26 protein-coding genes and 2 pseudogenes are annotated in these 22,146 nt (G+C 37.6%); 16 read left to right on the top strand and 12 right to left on the bottom strand.

All coding sequences use genetic code 11. The features are described 5' to 3' along the window. Positions 1-80 precede the first annotated feature (80 nt). From I4641_RS19755 to I4641_RS19745, 3 genes are all read left to right on the top strand, one after another. The gene (locus tag I4641_RS19755; RefSeq protein WP_229642304.1) at positions 81-251 is read left to right on the top strand and encodes a hypothetical protein; all 171 of its coding nucleotides are present in this window, start codon (positions 81-83) and stop codon (positions 249-251) included. Positions 252-552: 301 nt separating this feature from the next. Continuing rightward, positions 553-957: a hypothetical protein gene (locus I4641_RS19750; protein WP_229642303.1), complete on the top strand. Its 405-nt coding sequence runs from the start codon at positions 553-555 to the stop codon at positions 955-957. A gap of 112 nt (positions 958-1,069) precedes the next feature. Next, the gene (locus I4641_RS19745) at positions 1,070-2,311 is read left to right on the top strand and encodes a hypothetical protein (protein WP_229642302.1); all 1,242 of its coding nucleotides are present in this window, start codon (positions 1,070-1,072) and stop codon (positions 2,309-2,311) included. A 381-nt stretch (positions 2,312-2,692) separates the two neighbouring features. Here I4641_RS19745 and I4641_RS19740 read toward each other — a convergent pair whose 3' ends face one another. Further along, on the bottom strand, positions 2,693-3,658 hold the full coding sequence (locus I4641_RS19740; protein ID WP_229642301.1) for an IS110 family RNA-guided transposase: 966 nt from the start codon (positions 3,656-3,658) through the stop codon (positions 2,693-2,695). 24 nt (positions 3,659-3,682) lie between these two features. Between I4641_RS19740 and I4641_RS19735 the strand changes: the two genes are divergently transcribed. The 3 genes and pseudogenes from I4641_RS19735 to I4641_RS23935 form a co-directional block, all read left to right on the top strand. Continuing rightward, a complete protein-coding gene (locus I4641_RS19735; protein ID WP_229642300.1) occupies positions 3,683-3,823 on the top strand; it encodes a hypothetical protein in 141 nt (46 codons plus the stop codon). A 132-nt stretch (positions 3,824-3,955) separates the two neighbouring features. Continuing rightward, positions 3,956-4,199, top strand: a pseudogene (locus tag I4641_RS19730) (transposase); the annotation flags it as partial. 151 nt (positions 4,200-4,350) lie between these two features. Continuing rightward, positions 4,351-4,557: pseudogene (locus I4641_RS23935) on the top strand (DDE-type integrase/transposase/recombinase); the annotation flags it as partial. A gap of 23 nt (positions 4,558-4,580) precedes the next feature. On the opposite strand, the gene I4641_RS23930 reads toward I4641_RS23935, so the two are convergent. The 3 genes from I4641_RS23930 to I4641_RS19710 form a co-directional block, all read right to left on the bottom strand. After that, complete coding sequence (locus tag I4641_RS23930; RefSeq protein WP_263858288.1) at positions 4,581-4,703, bottom strand: hypothetical protein; 123 nt, start codon at positions 4,701-4,703, stop codon at positions 4,581-4,583. A 376-nt stretch (positions 4,704-5,079) separates the two neighbouring features. Continuing rightward, positions 5,080-6,024, bottom strand: a complete 945-nt coding sequence (locus I4641_RS19715; RefSeq protein ID WP_229642298.1) for a ParB/RepB/Spo0J family partition protein — start codon at positions 6,022-6,024, stop codon at positions 5,080-5,082. Beyond that, entirely contained in the window at positions 6,021-6,773 is a 753-nt protein-coding gene (locus I4641_RS19710) for a ParA family protein (RefSeq protein ID WP_229642297.1), read from the bottom strand. Before I4641_RS19710 ends, I4641_RS19715 begins: the two co-directional genes overlap by 4 nt. 426 nt (positions 6,774-7,199) lie before the next feature. On the opposite strand from I4641_RS19710, the gene I4641_RS19705 reads away from it, so the two are divergent. Next, positions 7,200-8,228 (top strand): hypothetical protein, encoded by a 1,029-nt coding sequence (locus tag I4641_RS19705; protein ID WP_229642296.1) that lies wholly within the window; start codon positions 7,200-7,202, stop codon positions 8,226-8,228. 91 nt (positions 8,229-8,319) lie between these two features. After that, a protein-coding gene (locus I4641_RS24450; RefSeq protein WP_439655361.1) for an IS1 family transposase occupies positions 8,320-9,128 on the top strand; the annotation gives its coding sequence in 2 pieces (ribosomal slippage) (positions 8,320-8,580 and positions 8,583-9,128; 807 coding nt in all). A 16-nt stretch (positions 9,129-9,144) separates the two neighbouring features. On the opposite strand, the gene I4641_RS19690 is transcribed toward I4641_RS24450, so the two are convergent. After that, the gene (locus tag I4641_RS19690) at positions 9,145-10,734 is read right to left on the bottom strand and encodes a bifunctional serine/threonine-protein kinase/ABC transporter substrate-binding protein (RefSeq protein ID WP_229642293.1); all 1,590 of its coding nucleotides are present in this window, start codon (positions 10,732-10,734) and stop codon (positions 9,145-9,147) included. 184 nt (positions 10,735-10,918) lie between these two features. Between I4641_RS19690 and I4641_RS19685 the strand changes: the two genes are divergently transcribed. Then, complete coding sequence (locus I4641_RS19685; RefSeq protein ID WP_229642292.1) at positions 10,919-11,713, top strand: HlyD family secretion protein; 795 nt, start codon at positions 10,919-10,921, stop codon at positions 11,711-11,713. Between the two features lie 60 nt (positions 11,714-11,773). Beyond that, positions 11,774-12,205, top strand: a complete 432-nt coding sequence (locus I4641_RS19680; RefSeq protein WP_229642291.1) for a DUF1824 family protein — start codon at positions 11,774-11,776, stop codon at positions 12,203-12,205. A 127-nt stretch (positions 12,206-12,332) separates the two neighbouring features. On the opposite strand, the gene I4641_RS19675 is transcribed toward I4641_RS19680, so the two are convergent. Together I4641_RS19675 and I4641_RS19670 are read right to left on the bottom strand one after the other, a co-directional pair. Continuing rightward, positions 12,333-13,193, bottom strand: a complete 861-nt coding sequence (locus tag I4641_RS19675; RefSeq protein WP_229642290.1) for a tyrosine-type recombinase/integrase — start codon at positions 13,191-13,193, stop codon at positions 12,333-12,335. A gap of 71 nt (positions 13,194-13,264) precedes the next feature. Next, positions 13,265-13,528, bottom strand: a complete 264-nt coding sequence (locus tag I4641_RS19670) for a hypothetical protein (protein ID WP_229642289.1) — start codon at positions 13,526-13,528, stop codon at positions 13,265-13,267. 143 nt (positions 13,529-13,671) lie between these two features. On the opposite strand from I4641_RS19670, the gene I4641_RS19665 reads away from it, so the two are divergent. From I4641_RS19665 to I4641_RS19655, 3 genes are all read left to right on the top strand, one after another. Then, positions 13,672-14,256: a thermonuclease family protein gene (locus I4641_RS19665; protein WP_229642288.1), complete on the top strand. Its 585-nt coding sequence runs from the start codon at positions 13,672-13,674 to the stop codon at positions 14,254-14,256. Between the two features lie 87 nt (positions 14,257-14,343). Continuing rightward, positions 14,344-15,099 carry a GIY-YIG nuclease family protein gene (locus I4641_RS24300; RefSeq protein WP_229642287.1) on the top strand — a complete coding sequence of 252 codons (756 nt, stop codon included), beginning with the start codon at positions 14,344-14,346 and terminating at the stop codon, positions 15,097-15,099. A 36-nt stretch (positions 15,100-15,135) separates the two neighbouring features. Continuing rightward, a complete protein-coding gene (locus tag I4641_RS19655; protein WP_229642286.1) occupies positions 15,136-15,813 on the top strand; it encodes a hypothetical protein in 678 nt (225 codons plus the stop codon). A gap of 1 nt (position 15,814) precedes the next feature. Here the strand turns inward: I4641_RS19655 and I4641_RS19650 are convergent, their stop codons facing one another. The 5 genes from I4641_RS19650 to I4641_RS19630 all read right to left on the bottom strand — a co-directional run bounded on the left by I4641_RS19650 (position 15,815) and on the right by I4641_RS19630 (position 19,164). After that, positions 15,815-16,432 (bottom strand): PH domain-containing protein, encoded by a 618-nt coding sequence (locus I4641_RS19650; protein ID WP_229642285.1) that lies wholly within the window; start codon positions 16,430-16,432, stop codon positions 15,815-15,817. 45 nt (positions 16,433-16,477) lie between these two features. Then, positions 16,478-16,798: a hypothetical protein gene (locus I4641_RS19645; protein WP_229642284.1), complete on the bottom strand. Its 321-nt coding sequence runs from the start codon at positions 16,796-16,798 to the stop codon at positions 16,478-16,480. Further along, positions 16,791-17,000, bottom strand: a complete 210-nt coding sequence (locus tag I4641_RS19640; RefSeq protein WP_229642283.1) for a hypothetical protein — start codon at positions 16,998-17,000, stop codon at positions 16,791-16,793. The genes I4641_RS19645 and I4641_RS19640 overlap by 8 nt, the downstream gene beginning before the upstream one ends. A gap of 8 nt (positions 17,001-17,008) precedes the next feature. After that, positions 17,009-18,406: a DUF2207 domain-containing protein gene (locus tag I4641_RS19635; protein WP_229642282.1), complete on the bottom strand. Its 1,398-nt coding sequence runs from the start codon at positions 18,404-18,406 to the stop codon at positions 17,009-17,011. A gap of 131 nt (positions 18,407-18,537) precedes the next feature. After that, on the bottom strand, positions 18,538-19,164 hold the full coding sequence (locus I4641_RS19630) for a hypothetical protein (RefSeq protein WP_229642281.1): 627 nt from the start codon (positions 19,162-19,164) through the stop codon (positions 18,538-18,540). Positions 19,165-19,614: 450 nt separating this feature from the next. On the opposite strand from I4641_RS19630, the gene I4641_RS19625 reads away from it, so the two are divergent. The 3 genes from I4641_RS19625 to I4641_RS19615 all read left to right on the top strand — a co-directional run bounded on the left by I4641_RS19625 (position 19,615) and on the right by I4641_RS19615 (position 21,617). Further along, complete coding sequence (locus I4641_RS19625) at positions 19,615-19,905, top strand: hypothetical protein (RefSeq protein ID WP_229642280.1); 291 nt, start codon at positions 19,615-19,617, stop codon at positions 19,903-19,905. A 212-nt stretch (positions 19,906-20,117) separates the two neighbouring features. Then, positions 20,118-20,927, top strand: coding sequence for a hypothetical protein (locus I4641_RS19620; RefSeq protein ID WP_229642279.1), 810 nt, complete (start codon positions 20,118-20,120; stop codon positions 20,925-20,927). 45 nt (positions 20,928-20,972) lie between these two features. Beyond that, positions 20,973-21,617: a hypothetical protein gene (locus I4641_RS19615; RefSeq protein ID WP_229642278.1), complete on the top strand. Its 645-nt coding sequence runs from the start codon at positions 20,973-20,975 to the stop codon at positions 21,615-21,617. Positions 21,618-22,146 lie beyond the last annotated feature (529 nt).

Genomic DNA, 22,146 nt, shown 5'->3' with positions numbered 1-22,146 from the left:
AATGAAAAGTAAAATCCTTAATCATAGCACAAAATATTTTTGCAAGAGTTCTTATTTCTAATTTATATCTGCAAAGACAAATGAATAGTGGTTTGAGTGGTAGCGATGCTAATGGTTACTGGCAATGGAAAGATGCTTACGATGTCTTGGAAATTGCCCAAATCAAATATCTGCAAACATTATTACCTAAACTCAACCACCAACAAACTCTCAAGCTACTCAATAACAAACTTCCTGTTGGGCGGAAATAGGTTGAACTAAGCCGAAGAGTCACCTCTCCGACTCGTCTGCAAAACGGAATTGTCTTCTAAACGATTTCAAGATTTTTGGCTGGATTGATTATGGGACGCGATCGCCCGTGAAAAATTTGTCGCGATCTTTATCTCCCCCGCTTTTTTTCGCTCTCGATCGCACAAGCTTAATTAAAAGTAAGAGCGTTTACTAATTTGGCTCTAATGGGATATATTCGTAGTAACTAAATATTTCTCCTGCGGTGTAACTAGCACCTCAGAAGTAAAGCAAACCTAAAGCACAGGTTCACCAAAAAAAAAATTGAATATACCTCTAAGTGTAACAACCAACTCCGTCGTTTCCCAAGCATTAATTAACTACTTCCATCATTTGTCCGATGTCATCCTCCACAAAAAGGGCGAATGGAAAACGCTAAAATACAAGCTACATCGGCATTTGCTTCTTAAGTATCACTTCAAACGCGATCGCGTTGTTGGAGTCAGATTTGGTAAAACTACAAAATATTTAGCAGCCGATATAGATCGTCTCTCCTCAATTCATCCTGCTGAAAATCCGATCGGGTTTGGCAAGTTTCTTGAAGCGATGGAAAAAATTGGTCTAGTCAGATATATCAAACTGCAATCTTCTTGGTCTGGAGGGCTGCATATCTATTTCAGTCTGCCCAAAGAAGTCAATACCTACGATGCTGCCTGTTTCTGGTTCTAACGGATTTTGTGGGTAGTATAAATACTCAGGACAATTAGACTTAAATGACAGAGTAAATCTAATTGAGGTAAAGTCAACAAGCACTCAATTGATTTTTAGCCTAAATTCAAGTATGGTCGTTTCTATCAGAGGTGATAAAAGTATTTGTTTACCTGTTAGCAGTGAAGAGCAATATCGACAACTAATCGCCGATAATCCCAATTTTAGAGCCTATCTGCTGCAAGTTTATACCAAGTATCCTGAAATTTTTCCCACAGGAATGGACGAAGGTTTCTCTTTCCATGATTGGGTGGTTTCCAGTAAACAGGAACTATCCATGCGTCGCATTAAGTTAAAAACTAACCAAGAAGTCTATCAATTGCGTCCTGATTTTATAATGCCCTATATGGTAGGAAAAACAGAAGAAATAGACAAGCCGATGTATTTAAGGCAGTTTGGAGTCCCATTTGAAGCTCTAGCTTATGTTTTTGGTCGCAATCCCATGTATTGGTATCGCATTTATCTGTCTTTAGGTCGAGCCTCTATCGTGGGAACCACAATCAAAGATCGTCAAAAACTGCCTCAACATCTGGTAGCGGATGAAAAACATACCTGGTTAAAGGGAAAACGAGTTTATCTTCCCACTACCGCCGCAGAAGGCTGTATTTTGGGAGTTGCCTTCTCGGAATCGGCAAGTGCTGAAGCTTTAACCAAAGGATACAAAGAATTTCAAACAGAAGCTCGTCTTCTTGACCCCAATTATACTCCAGTGACGGTCAATACCGATGCTTGGGACGGAACAAAACAGGCTTGGCTTAAGCTGTTTCCCACCGTGACTCTGGTGCTGTGTTTTCTCCATGCTGTGCTTAAAGTCCAGAAAGGAAGTCCTAGTTATCGCAATTTAAGAAAAAAACTGAAATCTAAGCTTTGGAAAGCTTATAAAGCTGCTAATGCTGCTGAATTCTTAAAAGGATTACGATTCGCTTTAATTTGGAGTAAAAAACACATCAGACGGAAACGCACTTTAAGCAAGATGCGTCAATTATGCCGTCGTGCTTCTCAATTCACAGTCGCTTATCAATTTCCCCAAGCTCATCGTACCAGCAACATGGTCGACCGTTTGATGAATCACCAAGACCGCTTACTCTACACTATGCAATACTTTCATGGCGATAAGGAGTCGGCAAGACTCTATCTGCGCTCGATGGCACTGGTGTGGAATTTCCATCCTTACGGAGCTAGAATGCGCTCGAACTCCCCCGAACAGAGGTCGCCATTTACCGATTTTAATGGCTTTAGCTATCATCATAACTGGCTTCATAATTTGCTGATTGCCAGCTCGATGAATGGTCGCCAAACCCCTCAAAGTGGTTGACCCACAAAATCCGTTAGAACCAGCTTTGGAATTGTCTCTCATCTTCCCTAGTTATCTAAGTTTCGAGAGAACGAATCGCACGAGGGTCGGCGGGGTTTCCCCGCCATGACCAATCGAGTTGTTGAATTTCATGGATGTTTTGATGATATTTTTGTATCTTCTGTATCCATACTGCACGAGAAAGGGCATCTCGATACCAGCGTCATTCATGGTGATGGCACAACCACAGCAGCCAAGAAAGGTGCCCTAAAGCGATTGTCTTAAATGTCAAGTTTAATTCTTCTTATCTTGCGATCGCTAAATAAAAAGCTAGCAAGACAAACTCTCATCACCACAAAAATCTGGCGTGATGTTGAATCAGACCAAAACGGCATTGGTGAGCTAGCTGGTAACTTGAGGTTGCACTAAAGCACTAGCTTCGCGTCGCCAAGATTGATTCTGGTTCATCATGGCGTTTAAAACAATTAAAAGTTTGTGCATACAGGCAGTTAAAGCCACTTTTTTGCGCTTACCTTTATTTAGTAAACGCTCGTAAAAAGCTTTAATTATCGGATTAAAACGAACCGCTACTAAAGCAGCCATGTATAGTACACAACGAACTTTAGCTCGTCCGCCATGAATTCGGCGTTTACCTCTAAACTTGCCACTGTCTCGGTTCAAAGGTGCTAAACCTACCAAGTAAGAGATTGATTTATGTGAAATAGTACCTAATTCTGGTAGAGATGAAATTAAAGTTACTGCAACTACTTCACCAATTCCAGGCACACTGGTTAACAAATCCATTTTCTGCTTCCAGCTTTCATTAAGTGCGATCTCAGACTTGATTTGCAATTCAATTTCTTTAAGCTGTTGCTTTAGCCATTCAATGTGTTCATCGATATTGACTTGTACGGAATTGGTTTTACCTCGGCGACGATTTTTTTCGGCGGTAATCATGTCGCTGATTTGGCGACGGCGTTGTACTAAATCTTCTAGCTGACGAGAAGATTCATCGCCGATCGCTCTGACTTCGGGTCGAATGGCATCGGCAAAGTGAGCTAATACACGAGCATCAATGGCATCCGTTTTCGCTAACTGTCCTGTCGCTTTGGCAAAATCTCTTGCTTGTCGAGGGTTAATTACCGCCACCGCTAATCCTGCCTGAGTCAGTTTGATTGCTGCATCGATTTCCATGCCCCCCGTCGCTTCTAAAACAATTAATTCTGGTTGAATCTTGTTCAGAGTTTTAATTAGTTTGCTGATGCCTATTTCATCGTTCGTTACTTGAAATAACTTTGACGATGGACGGACATAAACATCGAGGTTTTTCTGACATACATCTATTCCCACCCACTGTTTTTTACTCATGAGTTTTTTGTTCTTCTATGATTTTTGATTGTCGTAACTCTCGCTCATTTGACTCTTCCTTGCAAAAATACGGGTTTGATTTTTCTACCCTGGCGATTGTTTGAGCGAAAAGCCGTTGCGGGGGTTCCCCCCGTTGAGGCTATTGAAGCTGTTGAGTTTGCTTGAGGAGAGAGAACAAGTAGCGACCCTGCTTTAGGACGGTTTTGAATAACCCAGGATTAGACGGTCTACTACTTTCTCTAAACTATCAGGATTTGAGATCCTAATTTCAAGATACAAGGATTAGCTTCGCGTCGTGATAATCTGGGCTTTAACGGTCACAAGCACATGAAGGGAGACAAGGTAGTTGCTTTCTGCGATCGCAACTGTAATGTAATCTCTCCCTTTGTTACAGCTTTTAGAACTATCGAGCGAGTATTTGCTTGGGAGGATAAATTTAAGCGTCTGCTGCTGCGCTTTGAACGAAAAGCGTGGATTGCACTATGCCCTGAAGAGTCTGGCTTACACTATGATCAATCTTCGGCACTTCTGTCAGAGTTAATTCTCTCATTATCTGTGCTACCTAAGGTCTTCATGGTAGAGACCTAGATTTATCCTGTCTGGGAAACGGAAATATGTAGAAAATTCTCAAGGAAAATATCAAAACAGGATTTTTAAGGTTCTTTCGTCCTCGATTTGGTCTTGATATTCAATTTTTGATCGCAACTCTACACAAAACCCGCAATCACTTCAGAGTAATTAATACAGACAAAGCAAATACTTATCCTAAAGCTATTGAAGAGTTATTTGAATCTGACTTATTGCCTGAATCGGTTGAACATAGAGCAGTTAAATACCTCAATAATTTGATCGAACCCACCTTCCGCACGTCAAAATGTAGTTTAAAAAGATTACGATAATTTGGCAATTTGGCGATCGCTAATTATCGTAACAGCGATCGCCAAGTATTAACTTCTTCAGTAATGCGATCGCTGATAATCACAAAAACTATATTACTTCGCATATTACAAACTGACGTGCGGAAGGTGGGTTCGAACAAGATCATCGATATACAAAACTACGGGCTATAACCAGTCAAAACTTTAGAAATTTTTGGAGTGCTGCTCGTACCATCGCAGGATATGAATCGATGAACATGATTCGCAAAGGTCAAATCCAAAATGTGAAACAAGGAGATGTTTTAGGTCAAATTAGGTTTATTCATTCTCTTTTTGGGATTGCTGTCTAAAATTCAGGATAATCAAGGGTTTATCTTGACTTTTTACTTTTATCTCCACTTTTTGCAACACTACCTGTTGAAGTCTAATGCTTTGACTTTTAATTGGTAAAGCTTTAAATAGAATATTAAGTTGAAGAACATTTCTCCTCAAAAAGTAAGCTTTTAAGACTTACTTTTTACCTGAACATTTAACCACAAATATCTATTTTTCAACTGACAATAAATTTTCTATTTGAGTCAGTAGCGAATCTAACTTTTTTCGTTTCTTAGGATTTGATAATAAGAGTTTTTTAGATTTTTTAAGTTGTTTGTAAGTGTTATCAAAGCGGTTGAAAATTTCTTCTTTTTGAGATTTGGGTTTAGCTTCAACAACTCTTTCACGAATTTGATTTAAAGACAATGAAGAGACAACTGAATCCTCCAACAACTGTTTCCTTGCAGTTTCATCTTTAATACGAGCAATTATTTTAGCTTTAGTGTATTCTATTTTTCCCTGTTGAAGAACCAATAAAATGTCTTGAGGGAGCTTAAGTAATGGGAGTCGGCTAGTAACAAAAGACTCCCAACTTAGCTTTCCTAAGCTATCAAAAAGCTCAAAAACATTTTTAGTTGTCTCATTACCCAAAATGTTTTGGGTAACTTTTCCTTTAGATTCATTTTGCATACGGTAAAGTAGTAAAACTACTTCATCTGTGTTGAGTTCGGTTACAATAGATAATAATTGAAGAATGCCTTCAGTTTCTTCAATTGGATTAAGTTCGGCTCTTTGCAAATTTTCAATCAAAGCAATTTGCATAGCTTCGATATCAGTCAATTTCTTAATAACGACAGGAATTTCTAACAAGCCTACCGCTTTAGCTGCTAAGAACCGTCGCTCTCCCGCTACTATTTCGTATATATTTGATTCAATAGGTCTAACTAGTAAAGGTTCTAAAATACCATGTTGGGATACAGATCTATTTAACTGCTCTTGTTTTATGGGATCGAAATAACGACGTGGTTGTAAATTAGCCTTTTTAACTTGGTCAATTGGAATAAACTCTGCTGCTTTTATCTTTGTTTCCTCTATTGCTGCATTTCCTAATAATGCAGCAACGCCACGTAGCTTACTTGTATAAGGCTGTTCTTTTTTTCTAGTCTGAGTCATAGCTGTTCTAATTTTTCAACAGTTTTTTTCATTATGGTAATAGCAGGATGTCTTGGTTGGTAGAGAGCAAGAGGAATTCTTTTTTCACTTGCATCGGGAAAAACAGTTGAACGAGGAATTGGTTCATAAACTGTTGCTAAAGGTGAAAGCTGCTCTTTAATTGCCTTATAGGTTCTTGTTTCTTGAGCAGTGCGGGCATCGAACATTGTGGGTATAAAACCAGCTATTTTAAGCTGGCGATTAGCTGCTTGACGCAATCTGGCAACAGTATTTAATAGCAAATCTGTTCCTTGAAAAGATTTGAACTGTGTCTGGATTGGAACTAAAACATGGGTTGCAGCCACCAAGCTTAAAACAGTAAGAATTCCCAAAGAGGGTGGGCAATCAATTAGAATAAAATCGTAATTGTCCGCAATAGAAGTAAGAGCATTTTTTAAACGCATTTCTCGCATCAAGCTAGACACGAGTTCTAATTCCGCTGCACTTAAGTTTATGTTGGCAGGAGCTAGATCTACACCGTTAATATTTTCAATAACTTGTACAGGTTCATCTCCCACTACCGACTCATAAATAGTTTGCTTCAACTCTTCTGGTTCTATTCCCATAAATGTCGTCAGTGAAGCTTGAGGATCTATATCCACAAGTAAAACACGATGTTTTCTTTGCCCTAGATGATAGCCCAAATTCATGGTTAAAGTAGTTTTTCCTACTCCTCCAGATTGATTGAATAAGGCAATTGTTTTAGTCATCTAGTCTCTCAACACAGGGAATATTGGTTGTCAATCGCTATCTTACAAGCCAAAACAAATTTTGGCGATAAATCTTTACTTTTTTTCTGGTATTTTTTGTAATATTGAATTGATAAAAGAGTTTGATACGTTCACCTGGTGATTGCCTTTTACTCAGATAGTTTAGAGGAAAAAATAGCATTGCTTAACAACTTACCCAAAACGTTTTGGGTAGTCTATTGAGAGAGTAAGAAGAAAGACGATTGTAATAATTTGATCGCTGATATCTACCTCAGTTGGTTGTTGAAACTACAGTAAATTAGAGACTAAACCCTGGGGAGTTAAAGAGTTTATCGTTCAGGATCCTGAAGGGGCATCTATTACAAAATAAGAAGTTGATTCTCTTAAATCAATTAGTCGTAAAATATAAAATAAAAAAAGCCATATATGACCGTCGTAAAATCCGATCTTCAGAAGCTAGAAGCTCTACTCAAATCTGCCACAAATGAAAGACAGCGTAAAATGTATCAGTCCTTGCTTGATAAGGCTCTGAAAGAGATAGGACATCAAGAATCTGTACAGTTAGAAGATAAACGTACAGATGATTTTCTAACTGTTAGCCTAGCCCCATCTAGCGGTAAACCTGTAAAGGATAGGCAGAAGCAGAAAAAAAAGAAGAAGCAAAAAGAACAAACAATTGAGCAAGTACTATCAAAAACAGATGCTTTAGATATCGAGACAATTGAGAAAGCCCAAAACAGCGATCGCCTAACAGATCCAGAAAAGGTTGACCAGAAGTCAACTAAATCCGAAGGCAAGGAACAATCAAAATTGAGTCAGCCGAATATTTTTCAAGCTATTGGTCTAATTAAGTGTATCCCTCAAATAAAAGAAGATAAGCTTTATGTCACCATTGACGATCTTGACTATGAGTTAAGAAGAGGTGCGAAATGGTCACATCGACATTTTGACAAGCTCAAAGAAGAAATCGAACAGAACGGCTCAAGAGAAATGTGGTTGCGGGTCTATCCAAATATTATTCACGATTCAAAAAACCAGGAGATTCGTTACTGGTTTACTTTAGTTAAAGCTTTTTTGTCCAGAACGAATTGTTCTGAGCAAGGCGAGGATTTTGTCTTTCGCGGTACTTGGCGTTATGTTAGCTACTGTTGCAACCCTGTAATTTCTATTCACCGCAATATTGACAATATTAAGTTCTACCAAAGATTGTCGTTTAAAGCTAAAAAGGCTTTTGCCAGACCTTTGGATTTTCCTGTGGTTTGGTCTGCCCCTATTGAGCCGTTTCGATACAACCGAGAACTAGTTCCAAAAGAGCAGATGCCTCATTATTTTGTTCAGGTTAAAGCCGTTTTTGAAGACGGTCGCTTTAAAGTGGTTGAAATGATCTCTGAACCGACATTAGATGTTCCAAGATATATTAAGCCACCAAAAAATTCAACTAAAAGTCAGAAGTAATATTTAAGCCAAAGGCTGAGGGTAGTGTTGTAAAGTTGTTGACTAAAGATATAATAAGAGTGAATAAAAGTTGAGAATGAATGATTAAAAAATGACAGTTTGGATTGCAGTAAGATGTCCTGGTTGCCACTCAACAGATGTAACCAGAAATGGAAAAACTCCTCAAGGAAAACAACGCTATATTTGTCGAAATAAAGACTGTCCTCGCTGCACTTTTATACAAGATTATACCAACAATGGTTATAAACCAGAAGTCAAGCAAAAAATAGTCGATATGTCAGTTAATGGTAGTGGTATACGTGATACAGCCAGAGTGTTAAAAGTCAGCACATCAACAGTAATTAAAGAAATTAAAAAAAACAAAACTCACTAAATCATGTTAATGAGAAAGCTTTAGCTAAAAAGAAGTCAGAAGAGATAACAGTAGAAATTGTTCCAGTAATCTTTGAAGATGTCGAGAAAGAAGTCAAATCTCAGTCTCACACTCAAGAATTTAAAGTTGAAGTAGATGAAATGCAGAGTTTTGTCGGCAAAAAAGCCAATCAAAGATGGCTGTGGCATGGAATCGATCATTACACGGGAGAAGTGCTGGCTTATGTAACTGGTTCTAGAACCGATGAGATGTTCCTTAAACTCAAAAAGCTGCTTGAACCATTTGGAATTACCAAATTTTATACTGATGGCTTGAAAACTTATGAACGCCATATCCTACCAGAAATCCGACAAGTAAGTAAGTATAAAATGCAGAAGATAGAGCGAAAACATTTAACATTGAGAACCAGAATCAAACGTTTAGCTAGGCAAACAATTTGTTTTTCTAAATCTATTGAAATGCATGATATTGTGATTGGTTTATTTATCAATAGATACGAATTTGGTATAAATATTTTAGTGATTTAATAGTGCTTCAACAACTTTACAACACTACCGAAATCCAAGGATAGTTTTTTTGTTTGTATTCCTGTATACCTGCTTCAGTTGCTGTAGTGCTATTGTGTCCAATAATCCCGACTATTTTATTTTCATCTCGAAGTAATTTAGCAACATCAATAGCTTGGTCGTCCTTATTATTCGCATCATTAGCAACTACCACTACTAATTGTCTTCCAGCAACTCCACCTTGTTTATTAAACAAATGTTGAGCATGAGCAACACCCCTTAAAATTTCATTTGCTAAGTTTGGATTAGTTGATATTGGTACTACTGCTGCTAAATAATATGGTTTTTCATTAGCACTTAAAGCAAAACTGTTGTTGTAATAAATGGCTGTCTCAGGATTATTTAAGTTCTTTGACATTACTCCTGCAAAACATTCTTTTGCTTTAATGTATTGTTTGTCTCTAACTTCATCTGTACATTCTTGACCTGTTTCAAAATATACTTCTTCGCCGATGCTTGCTTTATCAGAAGTTTCCCAAACTCTGGGTTTGAACCAAATTTCCCATGCTATCCAAAGTGGCGCGCCTAATAATATTAAACCAAATAGTATTCCTAGCCACTTCGCCCATTTATCTGATTGGTTTTCTGGGGGATTTATCTTGATTGTTTCAGGATCTGGCGAAGCTAAAATCTGTGTTAATGGTTTTACAGGCAATCCTTCTTTGAATTTCTTTAAATCTTCTAAAACATCCGACGCTGTTTGATATCTGTAATCTAATCCGTCTTTTGATTTATCTTCTGGTTTTTTACATTTTGGATGAATCATCTGAGCTAAAATTAGCTTCAGATCATCTTTAATATTTGCTTTTTCTCGCCAACTTGAGCGTATATCTTCTTGATTGGTTTTTAACCCAGTAACAGCTTGAATAGCGACCCATCCTAAAGCATAAAGATCAGTATTAAACTGAGGCTCTTTTCTCTGTTGCTCTGGAGGCATATAAAAGGGAGTACCTATCACTACTGATGACTGAACTTCTTGGTTTGACGAAAAAACATATTTTTCAATTTCTTTAACACATCCAAAGTCAATTAAAAATACCTGAAAGGCTTCCTCATTCGCATCATTATTTATTCGGGGATGCCAAATTAAATTAGATGGTTTAATATCTCTATGAATTATTTTATTGAAGTGGACAGTTTTAAGAATCTCTAAAGTCTGTTCGAGAAAATCAACAAGTTGTGATTCTGTAAGAGTTAATGTCTCTTCTGTGGATTCTGGATCTAAATGTAGTTTTTTCTCAAAATCTACACCATCAATAAATTGTTGTACTATGTAAAACTCTTCTTTTTCTTCAAAATAATCAAATAGCTTAGGAATTTGAGGATGTCTTTCTCCTAATGATTCTAGTACTTTAGCTTCTTTTTGAAATTTTTTTCTAGCAATTTCTAGAACAACTTCATTTTTTTGCGGTCTGAGTTGCTTAATCAATACACTATTTTGTATTTTATTACTGATATCTCTAGCTTTATAAGCTAGCCCAAATCCTCCTTTTGAAAGGGTACTAGTAATCTTGTACCTATTTTTTAAAACTGTTCCTGCTGGAAGATATTTAGTGCCAGAAACCATTATTTCACAAGTAAATATAGAGTGATACTAAAACTTTATATACATATTCGTAAAATTACGTATTTTTTTAGAAAAATTACCGAAAAAAAATAAAGTATGCGATCGACCGTACCCGAACCCAAATTACACCCAAAACCCTACCCAATAGACTAAGACAGATAATAGAACACCAGTATCGGTAACTGTGATGAAGATATACAAACTATTGGGCTATGTACTTCTAGGCATTGGGGCTTATGCTTTCCTCAATGCCAACAATACCAATTTACAGGCAACAGCACCCGTAACCGAACAACAAACACCATCCACTCCCAACCGTCACACCATTACTCTTACTCTCAATGAACTATCAGACCTCAAGGTAGAGGAAGGGCAGAGAGTTAATGTCGGCGAGATTATAAGCGATCGCACTACCGAAAAAGCCAAGCTACAAGCCAAAAAACAGCGATTAACAGACTCTCTCACTAGAGCCAAATTACCCCTCAATGAACTTAAATCTGTTCCAATACCAAAGTTTCAGACAGAACTAGCGAACCTCAAACAAGCTCAGTTTAATTTAGATGCGATCGCCCGTCAGATAAATAACTTTGATAAGAAGCTCTATCATAAAGACCCCTGGCACGTTCAAGTATTTGAATCTGAAAAGGTGCAGGAATTAGCCGACTTAAAACGTAGAGAGTTAGAAGCTTCGATTAATGTCGAACAGGCGATCGCATCTCTCGATGAAGCTAAACTCAACTATCAAAAACAACAGTACGAACACTCGCTGAAAGTATCTGACTATCAAACCCTGATGCAGAAGCAGCAGGAGCAAGTTAATTCACTACAAACTCAGTTAGATACGGTTGATGATGAACTAGATAAACTCACATCGGTTTATTCTCCTTATCGTGGCAAGGTAAGACGGGTGAAGATACTCGGACAGAATGAAAGGTCAATTACTGCTGAGGTAACGTTGGATATTCGGGGTGGGAAGTAGGGCGATCGCATTTAATTTATTCAATGATTAGATGTACAATCATCTTTTACAAACTGATTTATGTCTGCATCTCAACCAGCCGATTTAACTCTAGATAGAGCTTCTAAAATATTAAAGTCATACGACGATTCTATCCAACTATCCAATATCGAACCGTTAGCAGAATTAGACGAACTCCGTAATAGTTTACGACTGATAGCGAGTTTATCATCATCGCAGAATTTGGGAATTTGCGCCGACAATTTTCGGCAAGGCTTTTCAGCTTTAACTAGTTATCTAAAGGCTTTTGGTTATCAAGGTAATTTGGAGCAAGATAAGGAGAATCAAAGTAATGAACCAGTTTATCTAAAATTTAGTACTCAGAAAATGTCTTATTATTCATCTGAATATACAGGAGAATATCGAGGTGTTCTTGTTTCTTATCAAAGTGAAGATGACCTGATTGCTGGAACATACGGTCACTTTCCTCTAGATCTGTTTTTAAATAATTGACTTTCAGAAAGCAAAAAACTGAATATTACTATTAAAACTCAATAAACTGGCTACTACCAGCATCAGGCGATATATGCAGATACCTCTCAGTAGTAGTCACGCTGGCATGACCCAAACTCTGCTGCCTTCAATCCAAATCAATAAACTTACTCGTACACTCCGACGGCTGAACGTGCAGATATCTCGAAGTAACCGCCAGAGAACTATGCCCCAAAGACTTCATCAATAAATCTATCCCTGCACCATTATTTAGACTATGACAAGCATGGGCATGACGCAGCCAGTGAGCCGAAGTATGAGGATTAATCCCAGCTTTCTCTACAGCTTTTTTAATCAGCCGATGGATGGCATGACGGTCTAAGCGATTGCCAAACCGAGATAAAAACACGGCTTCAGTCTTATCACTCCTTGGAAGCTGCTTTAATTCTGACCATAAGGTTCGAGTTATCAATAAGGTTCTGGTTTTGTGACCCTTGCCGAATATAGTTACGGCGATCGCATCATCTGTTGGTTGAAAATCAGACCAATTCAAACCTACTAATTCAGATATTCTCAAGCCCAGGATATATAACAGGATGAGTATCAGGCGATCGCGTTGAGTAAAAGCTGCATTAATTAGCTTCTTTACCTCCTCATCCAGTAAGATTCTTTCATTTAGTGCATCCTTGGGCTTGAGAGTCTTGACCATAGAGACAGGATTAGCCAACAAATAACCCGTTTTTACTCCGAAGCTGAACAGAGATTTTATAGCTCCTAACTTATTATTAATCGTGTTTTGGCTGGCTTGACGCAACTGAAACGATTCCAACCACAACAAAATATCTTCGAGCATAATTTCTCGCAACTCTTTACCTGCGAAGGCGAGGAATTGCCTACTGATAGTTATATAAGTCTTTTGAGTAGTTTTAGCCTTCTGAGATATCCATAATCTTATTAGTTCTGTATCTGTCGCTGCGTTAGTTAGCTTCGGATAGGTATAAAGGGTCATATCACAACAGAATAGAGTTTTTGTTGTGTTGAGTCCGTGGAGAAAAAAACGAACTCAACTTAAGAAGAATGCTATCGATCGCGTTCGATTAAAGTATCAACTTTGTTCTCAATCGCCATTAATCTTCTCAAGATAGTAGGCTGATTTTCATCAATACTTCCCAGCATGGCATTTTGTCCCTCTTCAATGCGAGTTAATCTGCTGACTACATCCTCAAGAGTTTGAATTCTCTCTTCATGATCGTTGGTAATTGCTTGAGCAGAACGTGCTAGTGATTCTACAATTGCTTCAATTCTGTCTAGGCGATCGCTATTGTTTCCGTTGCTACTGGTCATTGGTATACTTTTAATAGATTAATAGGTTTGAATCAAAGGGAAGTCTCAAGATTGGTCGTCGGGAGGCTTCCCTTTTCAGTTTAATTATCTCATTCTACAAGGTCTATTTATTAGCTCATTTAGGGAAAAGTAAGACTATTGTTATGTCTTCCCCTATGAAATTCAAAACTCTTCTCAACGCTGCGGTCTTATTTATTGGTTTGGGTCTTGCTGCTTATTCTCAACTCAACAAAGGTAGCCAATCAGAACAAGTAACCGTTGTACCTCAATCAGCAGAAACTAGGGAGTTTGAACGATGGCAACTCAAAGAAGGCAGTATCTATGATGGCGATACATTGAGAGTAGTTAGAGGTGATGAAGAGTTAAAGATTAGGTTCTGTGGCATTGATGCCCCAGAGCGTGACCAAGAGTTTGGCATTGAATCTAGAGATTATTTGCGATCGCTTGTAGATATGGGCAATGGTGAACTGATGATCGTCCCCATTGAAAAAGACCGCTACGGGCGTACTGTGGCAGAGGTTTACGTACCCGATAGAAAAACCTCTGCTATCAATCTAAATCTTGAAATGGTTCGGGCAGGTTACGCTTGGCACTATGCCCAATATTCTGATACTTGTACGATGCGCGACCAGTTAATTGCAGCAGAAGGTATGGCAAAACAGGAAAAAGCGGGAATCTGGACGGGAAACCCTCAACCTCCTTGGGAATTTAGGAAGGCTAATAAGTAAGGCGATCGCTAATAATGATAAGCTGTAAGTATGGAATGGCAATCATCAAAAGCCTTGGATATGAAGGAAAACTGAAGAATAGTTGGCGTGACAAAAAAATTAAAAAGTGTTTTCTATATTGAGAAAGTTCCTGGCAACATATTAAAAGGACTGGGATGGGTTAAAGTCGATACTGATGCAGCCCAGAAATTTAATATTCGGCGAAAATATACAGAGACGGTAAAAATCAAAAATTACGAACCTTATTGTTGTCCGATTTATCCCGAAGATCTAAGTGAATATATACTCTTTGATCATAAACCTTATCACTATATTTATTTACCTAAAGTAAGAAATAGCCATAAAAGATTCTCGGTACAGTTTAAGCAAGAATTAGTTACTTTATTTGCTCAAAAATCTTTAACGGTAAAAGCCGTTGGTGAGTGGGTTAGGACTTGGGCATCAACTGATGCAAAATTAATCACTCCAGGTAATAAAACTCTAACATTGGATGGCGATTCAACTACAGAAAATGCTTTTGTATATTTTATTTTCAACATTGATAGTAAAGCTATCAAAATTGGTATGGCAAAAAATGTCGAAAAAAGATTGAAATCTTTGCAAACGAGTAACCCTATTATCTTAGAATTACTTCACACAATACATCTAGATAGTGTTGAAGATGCACAGAAATTAGAGTATGTTCTTCATCAAAAGTTTTCACATTTGAGGATGAATGGTGAATGGTTTGAAGCAAGTGAAGAATTAAGAACGTACATTAAACACGCTCCAGTTTCTTATTCTCAATCATTAGATTTATCAGAACCTAAACCTTATCGAAGCATTCCTTTATCACAACTATAATCGGTCATAAATCGCTACTTTTATCAATTTATCAAGATGCGATCGCACTATCAATCAGCAGACTCTAATTATCCACCCGAAATTCAAGAATTCTTACAAAAATACGATCGCATCCTCTTGGACTCCAAGGGAATCTTGAAACTACAACCAGCAGAGTTCTATCACAGCTTGGATAATACGGACTTGAGAGTTTGGTGTATCTGTCGGGCTATTTATCAGTTACCAACTATTGAATTAATTGAATGGTTAAAGGATAATTTTAATCTCGATAAAGCCATTGAAATTGGTGCGGGGAATAACTATCTCTATCATCACCTCGGCATCAAAGGAGTAGATAATTATTCAGAACAAATACCCAAAGTAAAATTAACCCACGATCTGCTCAATCAACCCTCCACCAATCCACCTTCTGAAGTAGAAAAGTTAGATGCGATCGCAGCAATTAAAAAGTACCAGCCAGAAACGGTAATTACTTCTTGGATGACTTTAAAATGTGAAGACCCAGAAGGGATCGATGCAGGTCATAAATATGCACCAGATGAGGAGGAAATTCTAGATACAGGAGTTACTTACATTCATATTGCCAATGAAAGCATTCATGGTGACAGAGAAATTATGAACAAACCCCATGAAAAATATTATTTCGATTGGTTAGTTTCTAGGGGTAAATATCCCGAAAAAAACTGTATTTATGTGTGGCAAGTTGAGAGTTAATTTAAGAATTGGGTTGAATAAACAACTCAAACACAGAAGTAAAATCTTTGACACTGTAAGTTTCATGAAAGTGAGTCAGCCACTCGAAGGTATACTCATTGATAGCTTTAAATTCTTGTTGAAGAGTTTGAGAACTTGAGGAGCGATTGACAGAACGTGAGGCGATTTCTAAACTGTTTTCGGCATATTTGAGATAGCGATCATTTGTTTCTTGAATTAAACTGATTTTGATTAGAGCTTTGTATAAATTCCTCAACTGTTTTATATATTTTCTCCCAACGTCGATGGAGTATGGGTGAGAGCCAATGATAAATTTGATTTCAATATCCAAATCTATAGTACCAGCCGTTTCTAATACTACATTTTGAATATAGTGCTTACTGTAATCCCAACGTTTTAAAGTACGTTTCTTACTTACCGCGGACGCACCATCAACATGGATTAAAGCCTGATTGGTAAAACAATATTCATCTGCTTTTGATTTGATTAAGAAAAAAATTTTCTCTTTCTCTTCGTGCAATATAAAATCATCAGATTCTACTTTATCGTAATCGGGCGGTTCTACAATAACTCCGATATCGCTCAAACCAAGTGCATCAGAAGCAATTTTTTTAAACATCTAAAAATTATAAATGGTACGAAAAAAGAGACTCTAGTATAACTTTTACTCTTGTTCGTCTTCATAACCAATTACTTCCCCCTCATTATTAGTTATGGCTTTTTTCCCATCTTGATTGATTAATACCTCGTTACCTTGGTTATCTCGCTCTACTCTGAGAACTACAACGCTTTTACTCGAATTTTCCGACCAGTTTTGAACTGTAAACCCAGCACGGGTTTCTTCGGGATATCTAATCGCCATTATCTGCCAAGCTTCTTCTTCACTACTGGCGTGAATGTAATGCCCCTGTCTTTCTCTAAGGTCATCTCTACCCGTACAATCGTGAGAGTAAAGAGCGTTACGAGTACATCTGTATTCAGTCATGGTTGGTTATTTTCAGTCCAAAGCAGTTTAATTCTATTATCAAATCCTCCACGTTGCGATCGCTTTTCTGTTTGAATTTCTTTAACTTTCTTTGGTTCAATTCCAGTAGCAACAATATAATATCGCGATCGCGCAAGTCGTTAGACTCAGCAAGTCGGAGACTCAGCAAGCCAAAGGCATTATCCCAATAAATAAGATGCAAATCCTAATTTAATCTCCACCACCACAACCGCTGCTACAACTACTACAACCGCTGCTACAACTACTGCAACTACTGCAACTACCTTCAGAATCATCCTCATCAGTATTAAATTGAACAATTGCTATCAATATGATGAAGAGAAAGAGAAAACCAAAGCACATCATAAACATTGTTTGACTATTATCAGATAGCTGTTCATGACTACTATAAGATGGATGTTCAATTGGACGTAGATTTAACAAATTATTGCCCAAGAATGATATGCTTATACTGGATTGTTCTCCAGGTCTGAATGATTTTAAAGAGGTGAATTTAATAGTTTTACTATCTATTAATTTATTTTGATGAATGCCACCAAAATAATGAAGAGCATTAACTTTTCCTGCTAATATTTCGGGTAAATTAATTGTAACTTCTGAATTATTTATTACAGCATTTCTCTTGGGAAAAATTACTTTCCAAGTGAGGCGATTTTCTCCATTATTATTGATAGTTGCTCCAATAGCACGATATTTTAAAGTAAAAATATGCGTAGATTTATTTTCCAAAGATTCTTGCCACTCGATCCAGAATTCATCACCATAAATAGCAGTTTTAATTGGCAAAAGCTGGTCATCTTCAAATACTTGAACATCTTCTATTGCTTTAACTACATCTAGCTTGATGAATCTATGGTGTTTGGGAGAATGAGTACCCGTAAAAACATACTTTTGTTCTTCTGTTACTAACAAATCTCCATTATCTTGAAGATCAAGAGTAACATTTAAAAAATCCCAGTAAAAATTGGTATTGTTCGCAAGTCCAGGTGATGCTGAACCTAAAAGTATTAATAGGACTAAACATACCGAAGTTATTGCTATTGATTGCTTTTTAACTGTAGCCTTAATTTTTTTAACAATATTAGTAATAGCCAGAGGTAAAATTGGCTTGGGTATAATCCAATTCTCTTTGGTATTAACTCGTTTGAATGATATATTTTCCTGACAACAATTTTCTGAAGATAACCAAATGTCTTGAGGTGGTGAATCACCAAAAAAGTTGTGATAGCTGTCTAAAGTTTGACTATATAAAGCATCATATTTTTGAGACTCTAAATTTCCCCCTTTACTTGGTTGATGATGTAGGTTTTTCCCCAATACATGAGGACAAAAATCATCCCAATAAGAATGAGTATATGTTAAATGTAAATGCCAAGCTTGATCGATTGGCTTTGGAGGTGAAACAATATGCCCTGCGACAATAGCTAGAAAAGTAAACTTGCGATATTCTTCAATGACTCGATTAGTATATTCAATATGCCAATTATTTTCTTTGGCTAAACGTTGAGCAAAAGTAAAGTTAACATCTGGCTCATCAAAAGTGTAATTATTAATTTTTTGAAAAAGACTTTTTTGTTGATTATTCATGATTTTTACTAGTAAGTTAGTTTGTTTTTAATAACATTAATTGAGAAAAAGAGGACACGTGGGGCGAATCGAATTCGCCCCCGTGAGTTGTCCGTCGAGTTTTTGACTGCTTATATAGCAAAGTTTTCAGCTTATTCCGAACTCAGATTCATCACAAGACTCTGTAGATAGTCAACTTGAAAGTCATTAATTAATATTTGATCTCCGTCTTCAAGAAGTTGAACTGTAATTTGTGCAAATCCTTTTTCAAAAGTTCCGTGGCAAAGGATTTCGGTAAAATGATTATTCTTGCTAACTTTTCTTGCTCCATCAAAGCTTTTCAGTTTACCTAATGTATTAAAATGAAGGTCGAAGCTTTTTATAGGCTCTTCAGCTTCTAGAGAATCAAGAAATTGTGTTGTGGAGTGTTTGACTAACTCTTGAGGATTCCAATCGTAAATAATTAGAGGAACAACAAAATCATTAAAATAATTAGTTCCTTTCCTCATGGAACTTAAGAATATCGCTAGTTTGTTTTTAATGAACTTTCCTACAATGGGAATTTCATTAAAAATGTCAAGAAACAAATCATAGGCATCAGAATATTTAGCTTCAAATTGTTCTGGGGACTCTTGAGCAATTTTTTTTACTTTATTAGATACTCTTTTGAACCATATCCATAAGAACCAAAAAGATAGCAAAATTAGAAAAAGAATAATCAAAAAAAGAATGCCAAATGTGGTTAAAATTACATTTGCAATTTTAAAGATTACATTCATAGTTGCACATGAATTTCCTAATATAATAGTAAGAACTAAAAATTAGTTTTTTAACTCTATATTAACTAGTTACGATTGGTCGATTTTTTTATGCAGTTTGAATTTTAAAAAGCGATCGCATTAATAATTAGCTGTGGCTAAAGCCGTTTTATAGCGTTCCCCCTCCGCCCCTCTGGGGAACTCAAGTCAAGTGCCTTTGGTCGTCCACCTAGATCGGTTGAGATATACGTCACACAGCAATCCAATTATAGCGGGGGCTAGTATGTTGCTACGCAGTTGTTAATGCGGGGACACCCCGCACCCCGTAACGCTCGGCAAGGGCTTCGCCAGCTGCGTCGGGCTGTTTTTTTGTGGTGCTACGCATTTATTATTTTGCCCGCCTTGCCCTTGCCTTCGCTACGCCCCCGCTCTTGAGAGAGCGTTGTTTCTCTCTTTCGGGGGTTTTTTCTCGTGCTTGTTCGTCGTTCGTTCTTTGTTGGTTTTGGTTCTGCTCGCTTGTCCGTTCCTTTCCGTCGTGTGTCTGGTCTTGCTCTCTCTGGCGGTTGCTGTTCTTGGTCGGTGCGTTCTTCTTCTCGCTCTTTCTCTGGGTCTGTGGTTTGTGCTGTGTTTGTCTCTCGTTCTGCTGCTGCTGCCTTTGCCCTGGCTTGTTCTCGGTTGGTCGGTTTTGCTGTGGCGGTTCGCCCTGGCGTTTGCTCTGTCTCTGGCTTGGTGTGGGTTGTTTCTGTCCCTGTGCTTCGCTAGTTTTCTTTGGGGGTTCGTCCCCCTTTTTTTTTGCGATATGGCGATCGCATCTTCAATTTAATAGATTTTAAACTTTTGTTTATCGCTTAATTAAAGCTATTGATGTAAGCTTATAATCGTATGACATAAAACATTTAATTTGAGTGCATTCTTTGAGAAATTAGCACCTAAATTAAGTTGACAGACAAACTCACTAATACTCCTAAATTGACATGACATCTACTTACGAAATTAGCTCTGATTTAACAGAATTTAATAGCCTAATTAGTGAAAATATTAATAATGGACTTAACTTAGTCGATGTTGAGTATGCTGATGGTCTTTGGTTTGCCACATTAAGAAATACTTCTGGTAGTAGTCGAGGTTATGTCGATGATAATGTAACTGATTTTGCTGACCAATTTCAGGCAACTAAAACCTATACTTATGATTTTAGCTCTACTATTAACAGTTTTGACTTAGTTGATGTTGAGTATGCTGATGGTCTTTGGTATTCCACCTACGGCAATGTTGATGGTCTTAGTGATTATACAATTAGTAATACTTTTGATGATTTTACAGGTGCGGTTCAAGATTATTGGGATCTAGGATATGACTTGGTTGACATTGAATATGCTGATGGAGCTTGGCTAGCTACATACGGAGATATTCCTGGTGATAGTAAATATTTGTCTCCTTCAAGTTTGAATGATTTTGATAATGTAGTTCAACAAGAATCTGCTCTAGGATATGGTGTAGTTGATGTTGAATACGCCGATGGAGCTTGGGTTGGCGTTTTTGGAAATTATTCTGGTAGCACCGCTAATACTGTTGCCTATAGCGGTAGTTTCGATGAATTTGATAGCCAGTTTGAAGAAAAATCTAATCTAGGATACGACCTGATTGATATTGCATATGGAGACGGAATTTGGATTGGCTTGTATAGCCCCACCATAGCTGATACAACTTACACCACCCCTTCACTTTACGATCAAAGTCAATTAAATCAGGGATTTAACAATTACGTAGTATCAAATTTTTAAACCAGAATTGAACAGTTCTCAAAAGCAATATTTAGGTATAGAAACATGAAACTAAAATCTTTGTTGGCAATAGTATCCTTTAGTGCGATTGGCGGAAGCCTAGCCGTAGGCATCGCTCTAAGTATTAGCGTTCCCTCAGTAGCAGAGATAGTTAAGGATAGTCAGATTAAATTAGAGACTACAAATATCCAAAATAAAGATTACAGGAATAAGCAATCTACTCCTTCAATGGTTGGTAGTTGGAAGTCTGGTGTTGAAGATAATGAAAATAGGTATGTTGATCCCCAGGAAATTTATATGGATATCAAATCTGATGGAACAACTACTTATGCTTTCCGAAGAGAAGGAAAAGCAGATGGTTTCGCCAATGGTCCTTATCAATATACATCTGTTGATAGTCAGAGTGGAATTTTGGTAGAGGGAGACGAAGATCAAGGAAGAACTTTTGAAACTACCATCAAATGGATTTCCAATAATGAATTTATACTTACATTAATTAAAGATAGTCACGCATCTCATAGAAATGGACTACAACGCAGATTTATTCGCATACAAGAACCAGTAGCGACAATACTACAACAGAGAGCGCAACAAGCAGCAAATCAGCAAAGATATAGAAATCTTCAGCGGTCAAGGGATAATTACAATGATGTCAAGAATAGTTGGGGTGAGTTTAATAGGTCTTTCTAGATTCGCTCAGAGACTTGAAAATAAAATATTTAATAAGCGATCGCTCTACTCCAACAGCTAATAATTCGTAAATCCGCGATCGCCTTACACTCAGTTCGTCTCGCTAAACGCTCGGCTTATTTCGGCTTGCCTTCGAGTGCGGACAGCATAGCACAGCCAGTCGCTCTCCTTGAGGTTGGGGCTGTCTTTTATCTCTTTTTTAAGGTAGCCCCTTTTGTTGATTTGGGTCGCTCGTCGTGCCTCCTCTCTCCCATCGTTCGCTTTATGGCCATGCTTCCTAACATCGGGGTGTGTCGGCAAGCCTAGTATCCGTGTTTTGTCTCGCTGCGCTCGGTTAATTATATGTGTGCAATGAATGTGGTGGTGGTGCGGTGTGAGTGTGTGTTGTCCGCTTCTTTTCGGCGGTTCTGTGTATAAGTTGATGAGGGCAGAAAAACCCTCACTCACTTTTAAAATCAAGCTGCCCTGGCATTGGCTGTAATGTAATCTTTCAATCGGTTGTAGCCCAACCAAGTTAAAACAGCATAGT

This window comes from Waterburya agarophytonicola KI4, from assembly GCF_020640915.1.
Lineage (GTDB): Bacteria > Cyanobacteriota > Cyanobacteriia > Cyanobacteriales > Xenococcaceae > Waterburya > Waterburya agarophytonicola.
This window is presented reverse-complemented; position numbering and strand designations above follow the sequence as displayed.

Bases quoted from the DNA above. Each gene is read 5' to 3' on its own strand.
- I4641_RS19755 (WP_229642304.1), top strand. From the start codon at position 81: ATGAATAGTGGTTTGAGTGGTAGCGATGCTAATGGTTACTGGCAATGG.
- I4641_RS19745 (WP_229642302.1), top strand. From the start codon at position 1,070: ATGGTCGTTTCTATCAGAGGTGATAAAAGTATTTGTTTACCTGTTAGC.
- I4641_RS19740 (WP_229642301.1), bottom strand. From the start codon at position 3,658: ATGAGTAAAAAACAGTGGGTGGGAATAGATGTATGTCAGAAAAACCTC.
- I4641_RS23930 (WP_263858288.1), bottom strand. From the start codon at position 4,703: ATGATCTTGTTCGAACCCACCTTCCGCACGTCAGTTTGTAATATGCGA.
- I4641_RS19715 (WP_229642298.1), bottom strand. From the start codon at position 6,024: ATGACTCAGACTAGAAAAAAAGAACAGCCTTATACAAGTAAGCTACGT.
- I4641_RS19710 (WP_229642297.1), bottom strand. From the start codon at position 6,773: ATGACTAAAACAATTGCCTTATTCAATCAATCTGGAGGAGTAGGAAAA.
- I4641_RS19705 (WP_229642296.1), top strand. From the start codon at position 7,200: ATGACCGTCGTAAAATCCGATCTTCAGAAGCTAGAAGCTCTACTCAAA.
- I4641_RS19690 (WP_229642293.1), bottom strand. From the start codon at position 10,734: ATGGTTTCTGGCACTAAATATCTTCCAGCAGGAACAGTTTTAAAAAAT.
- I4641_RS19680 (WP_229642291.1), top strand. From the start codon at position 11,774: ATGTCTGCATCTCAACCAGCCGATTTAACTCTAGATAGAGCTTCTAAA.
- I4641_RS19675 (WP_229642290.1), bottom strand. From the start codon at position 13,193: ATGACCCTTTATACCTATCCGAAGCTAACTAACGCAGCGACAGATACA.
- I4641_RS19670 (WP_229642289.1), bottom strand. From the start codon at position 13,528: ATGACCAGTAGCAACGGAAACAATAGCGATCGCCTAGACAGAATTGAA.
- I4641_RS19665 (WP_229642288.1), top strand. From the start codon at position 13,672: ATGTCTTCCCCTATGAAATTCAAAACTCTTCTCAACGCTGCGGTCTTA.
- I4641_RS19655 (WP_229642286.1), top strand. From the start codon at position 15,136: ATGCGATCGCACTATCAATCAGCAGACTCTAATTATCCACCCGAAATT.
- I4641_RS19650 (WP_229642285.1), bottom strand. From the start codon at position 16,432: ATGTTTAAAAAAATTGCTTCTGATGCACTTGGTTTGAGCGATATCGGA.
- I4641_RS19645 (WP_229642284.1), bottom strand. From the start codon at position 16,798: ATGACTGAATACAGATGTACTCGTAACGCTCTTTACTCTCACGATTGT.
- I4641_RS19635 (WP_229642282.1), bottom strand. From the start codon at position 18,406: ATGAATAATCAACAAAAAAGTCTTTTTCAAAAAATTAATAATTACACT.
- I4641_RS19630 (WP_229642281.1), bottom strand. From the start codon at position 19,164: ATGAATGTAATCTTTAAAATTGCAAATGTAATTTTAACCACATTTGGC.
- I4641_RS19620 (WP_229642279.1), top strand. From the start codon at position 20,118: ATGACATCTACTTACGAAATTAGCTCTGATTTAACAGAATTTAATAGC.
- I4641_RS19615 (WP_229642278.1), top strand. From the start codon at position 20,973: ATGAAACTAAAATCTTTGTTGGCAATAGTATCCTTTAGTGCGATTGGC.